The following is a 4,421-nucleotide window of genomic DNA, read 5'->3' on the forward strand; positions in this document are numbered from 1 at the left end:
CGGCAATGGCGCTGACTACGTCCGCACCCACGCGCCTGGAGATCTGCGAAGCGCAATCACCTTCTCGGAAACCCTCGCGAAATTTCGCAGTCGCGACGCCAGAGACCGAGGATCAGAAAACTGAAGGAACCTCCATTGAATCGAACTAATATTTTTTTTGGTGAATCGCATTCTGACTGGTTGCCTGTCAGAGGCGGAGAATCTGGTGATTTTGTTTTTCGACGTGGTGACGGGCATGCCTTCGCGAAAATCGCACCTGCTTCCCGCCGCGGTGAGCTCGCTGGAGAGCGTGACCGCCTCATTTGGCTCAAAGGTCGAGGTGTGGCTTGCCCCGAGGTGATCAACTGGCAGGAGGAACAGGAGGGTGCATGCTTGGTGATAACGGCAATTCCGGGAGTACCGGCGGCTGATCTGTCTGGAGCGGATTTGCTCAAAGCGTGGCCGTCAATGGGGCAGCAACTTGGCGCTGTTCACAGCCTATCGGTTGATCAATGTCCGTTTGAGCGCAGGCTGTCGCGAATGTTCGGACGCGCCGTTGATGTGGTGTCCCGCAATGCCGTCAATCCCGACTTCTTACCGGACGAGGACAAGAGTACGCCGCAGCTCGATCTTTTGGCTCGTGTCGAACGAGAGCTACCGGTGCGGCTCGACCAAGAGCGCACCGATATGGTTGTTTGCCATGGTGATCCCTGCATGCCGAACTTCATGGTGGACCCTAAAACTCTTCAATGCACGGGTCTGATCGACCTTGGGCGGCTCGGAACAGCAGATCGCTATGCCGATTTGGCACTCATGATTGCTAACGCCGAAGAGAACTGGGCAGCGCCAGATGAAGCAGAGCGCGCCTTCGCTGTCCTATTCAATGTATTGGGGATCGAAGCCCCCGACCGCGAACGCCTTGCCTTCTATCTGCGATTGGACCCTCTGACTTGGGGTTGATGTTCATGCCGCCTGTTTTTCCTGCTCATTGGCACGTTTCGCAACCTGTTCTCATTGCGGACACCTTTTCCAGCCTCGTTTGGAAAGTTTCATTGCCAGACGGGACTCCTGCAATCGTCAAGGGATTGAAACCTATAGAAGACATTGCTGATGAACTGCGCGGGGCCGACTATCTGGTATGGCGCAATGGGAGGGGAGCAGTCCGGTTGCTCGGTCGTGAGAACAATCTGATGTTGCTCGAATATGCCGGGGAGCGAATGCTCTCTCACATCGTTGCCGAGCACGGCGACTACCAGGCGACCGAAATTGCAGCGGAACTGATGGCGAAGCTGTATGCCGCATCTGAGGAACCCCTGCCTTCTGCCCTTCTCCCGATCCGGGATCGCTTTGCAGCTTTGTTTCAGCGGGCGCGCGATGATCAAAACGCAGGTTGTCAAACTGACTACGTCCACGCGGCGATTATAGCCGATCAAATGATGAGCAATGCCTCGGAACTGCGTGGGCTACATGGCGATCTGCATCATGAAAACATCATGTTCTCCAGTCGCGGCTGGCTGGTGATAGATCCCGTCGGTCTGGTCGGTGAAGTGGGCTTTGGCGCCGCCAATATGTTCTACGATCCGGCTGACAGAGACGACCTTTGTCTCGATCCTAGACGCATTGCACAGATGGCGGACGCATTCTCTCGTGCGCTGGACGTCGATCCGCGTCGCCTGCTCGACCAGGCGTACGCTTATGGGTGCCTTTCCGCAGCTTGGAACGCGGATGGAGAAGAGGAGCAACGCGATCTAGCTATCGCGGCCGCGATCAAGCAGGTGCGACAGACGTCATACTAGATATCAAGCGACTTCTCCTATCCCCTGGGAACACATCAATCTTACCGGAGAATATCGTTGGCCAAAGCCTTAGCGTAGGATTTCGCCCTCTCCCGCAAACGACCCCTTGGGTGGCAGTCCGAACAGCGCCCGATCATGGTCGCGCTCTAGGTAGCTATCCAACCCATCGAGCAGGCGCTGTTCTGGCCACTCGCCGCTTTCAACCTTGCCGAGTATCCACGCGCCTACCAGCACCTTGCGCCGGGTGTCCTCCTTGCGCTTTTGCTGCTGCTCCCGTGCCCTGACTCGCTGTATCTCGGCGTTGATTCGTGCCCGTTGCTCTTCTAGCTTTGCGAGTCGTTCCGCTGCTTTTGACATGTTGACAATCCTCTTGGTTATGTGCTTGCCATTATGCTATCATCGGAGCACATACGCCGCAAACCCCGACCGTCATTCTGACGGGAGGGCACGGCTACTTCTATCACTTGAGAGTTTAGCTCAAGGTACGCCAATAATTCAGGTCGCACTGGAACATGGGTATGGTAGCCAAAGCGCCTATACCGCAGTTTTCAAGCGACATTTTGGTGTTACTCCTTCTAATTTTTACAATGAAATATGAGTTTCTAGAAATTAATTTAGTTCATACATTATTAGGCCTGTTAAGCATTGATAACTTCAGCCAGAGATAAGCACAAGCTAAAGCGACCGTATTTTCATAACTCTGCTTGAGCTTGTCAAATCTAGTGGCCACTGTTCGAAACTGTTCTAACTTAGCAAAAGCATTCTCAACCAAGTGTCGTGCTTTATGCAAGGCCCAGTCCATATGATTATTAGGAGACTATGGTGGTCAACTAATTTTGGACAACTGCTAAGAAGTTTCGATTAAAGTATCGTTTCTCTTTTTCTACAGGTGTCAGGTAGTTGTTGAAGGTATGTGGTCTGATGGTCTGATGGTCTGATAATAGCCCCAGCCGCTTTTGATGAAGATATAAATCATATCGCCCGTCCATGCTTGAAGGCACAGCATTTGATAGAGATTTTTCTCGAGAAGATTAAGCAGTACCGTGCTATTGCAACGCGAGCTGATAAGTTGGTGAGTCATTTCTCAAGCGCTATTCATCTGGTTAATTTAGTTGTCAGGCTTAACTGATGGCACGCCCTAGTGCAATTGGTTACGACATGCTATAGTTAAGTATTAAACTTAATCTCAAAGGTAAGATCGTGGGAGACAGTAAGTCAGCAGACCGCTAGGCCGCAACAACCTTTTTCATTGTTGCGGCGATCTATGGTGAGTCAGTAATTCACTAAGAAAGCAGATTGCCGCCAGAATTCTTCATCTGTGCGGATATTTTACCATGTCTGATAAATCAAACCCCCTGTGGGCTTACTCTCTGCCATCAGCCCTCTTTTTGATGGCACCCTTTGATATTCTCTCCTCACTAGCCATGGACGTTTATCTACCGATCATTCCGGAGATGCCAACGGCTCTTAATACTTCACCTGCCATTGTTCAGCTCACGTTGAGCGTTTACATGATTGTGCTCGGTTTAGGACAGGTTGTCTTCGGGCCTATGTCTGATCGCATCGGTCGACGACCAATTGTTTTAGGTGGAGCATTCTTTTTTACCGTTTCTTCTTTTGCTTTAGCGATGACCAGTAATGGACCGCTATTCGTCACACTACGCGTCCTGCAGGCGCTTGGTGCTTCGGCTATGCTCGTTGCAACTTTCGCAACTGTCCGGGATGTCTACGCAAATAGTCCCGAAAGTAGCGTGATATATAGTCTTTTCGGTTCAATGCTAGCCTTCGTACCTGCGCTCGGACCCATATTAGGTGCAGTTATTGCAATGAATTTTGGGTGGCGTGCGATCTTCGTGATGCTTGGTATCTTTGGATTATTCGCCTTCTGCCACGCGCTGCTCAGGTGGCATGAAACACGTCCAAGCCGACAGAGTAGACAAAGCCCTGTCTTTTGGTCAATCCTTGGAAGTTCATCTTTCTGGATCTATACACTGGGTTTTAGTACGGCAATGGGAGCGTTCTTCGTCTTTTTCTCCACTTCCCCGCGAGTTTTGATCGAACGCCTAGGCCTCTCCCAAATAATATTCAGCGCAATCTTCGCCACGGTTGCTTTTGTGATGATAATAACAACGCGTTTCGCAAGATTTTTTGTGTCGCGCTGGGGAGTTGAAGGCAGTCTTATACGAGGGTTATTCGTTATTTTGATGGGTGCCTGTATCCTAACCGGATGCACTCTTCTGACCGAGCCCTCCATTCTGACGTTCGTACTACCGATGTGGCTGATCGCTGTCGGAATGGTGTTAGTGGTATCGGTTACGGCTAATGGTGCATTACACGATTTTAGCAACGCTGCTGGTACAGCTGTGGCGCTCTACTACAGTGTGCAAAGCCTAATCGTTGGAATCGTTGGTACTATAGTGATCGTCACGCTTCCAGGCGATAGTGCGTGGCCGTTGATAGCCTACTGCCTGATATTAGTAACCGTAACTTTATTTGTGATGGCAGCTAATCGATTAATGAGGCGCTCTTAGGTTGTGGGGTACTAGGGATTTTCCGTCCAAAAACGACAAAGTGCTCTGGAGGCCCCGCCATCTGTGGCCTCCAGAGGGGTATTACTTTTCGCTGACGGGTAAATATCCCTCGATT

Annotated in this window: 4 protein-coding genes and 2 pseudogenes; 4 read left to right on the forward strand and 2 right to left on the reverse strand. The window is 51.0% G+C overall.

The genetic code is table 11. The features are described from left to right. Positions 1-135: 135 nt before the first annotated feature. Together aph(3'')-Ib and AC2UZJ_RS12335 are read left to right on the forward strand one after the other, a co-directional pair. Positions 136-939, forward strand: a complete 804-nt coding sequence (gene aph(3'')-Ib, locus AC2UZJ_RS12330) for an aminoglycoside O-phosphotransferase APH(3'')-Ib (RefSeq protein WP_001082319.1) — start codon at positions 136-138, stop codon at positions 937-939. Then, positions 939-1,775 (forward strand): aminoglycoside O-phosphotransferase APH(6)-Id, encoded by an 837-nt coding sequence (locus AC2UZJ_RS12335; RefSeq protein ID WP_000480968.1) that lies wholly within the window; start codon positions 939-941, stop codon positions 1,773-1,775. Before aph(3'')-Ib ends, AC2UZJ_RS12335 begins: the two co-directional genes overlap by 1 nt. A 69-nt stretch (positions 1,776-1,844) precedes the next feature. Here the strand turns inward: AC2UZJ_RS12335 and AC2UZJ_RS12340 are convergent, their stop codons facing one another. After that, positions 1,845-2,132, reverse strand: coding sequence for a hypothetical protein (locus AC2UZJ_RS12340; RefSeq protein WP_010895875.1), 288 nt, complete (start codon positions 2,130-2,132; stop codon positions 1,845-1,847). Between the two features lie 85 nt (positions 2,133-2,217). Between AC2UZJ_RS12340 and AC2UZJ_RS12345 the strand changes: the two are divergent. Then, positions 2,218-2,373, forward strand: a pseudogene (locus AC2UZJ_RS12345) (helix-turn-helix domain-containing protein); the annotation flags it as partial. A gap of 21 nt (positions 2,374-2,394) precedes the next feature. Here the strand turns inward: AC2UZJ_RS12345 and AC2UZJ_RS12350 are convergent. Beyond that, positions 2,395-2,592 (reverse strand): annotated as a pseudogene (locus AC2UZJ_RS12350) (hypothetical protein); the annotation flags it as partial. 517 nt (positions 2,593-3,109) lie between these two features. Here AC2UZJ_RS12350 and cml point away from each other — a divergent pair. After that, complete coding sequence (gene cml / locus AC2UZJ_RS12355; RefSeq protein ID WP_075107253.1) at positions 3,110-4,306, forward strand: CmlA/FloR family chloramphenicol efflux MFS transporter; 1,197 nt, start codon at positions 3,110-3,112, stop codon at positions 4,304-4,306. Positions 4,307-4,421 lie beyond the last annotated feature (115 nt).

Source organism: Paenalcaligenes sp. DL 309 (assembly GCF_057475285.1).

Excerpts from the sequence above, each read along its gene's own strand:
- AC2UZJ_RS12335 (WP_000480968.1), top strand. The coding sequence starts at position 939 with ATGTTCATGCCGCCTGTTTTTCCTGCTCATTGGCACGTTTCGCAACCT.
- AC2UZJ_RS12340 (WP_010895875.1), bottom strand. The coding sequence starts at position 2,132 with ATGTCAAAAGCAGCGGAACGACTCGCAAAGCTAGAAGAGCAACGGGCA.
- cml (WP_075107253.1), top strand. The coding sequence starts at position 3,110 with ATGTCTGATAAATCAAACCCCCTGTGGGCTTACTCTCTGCCATCAGCC.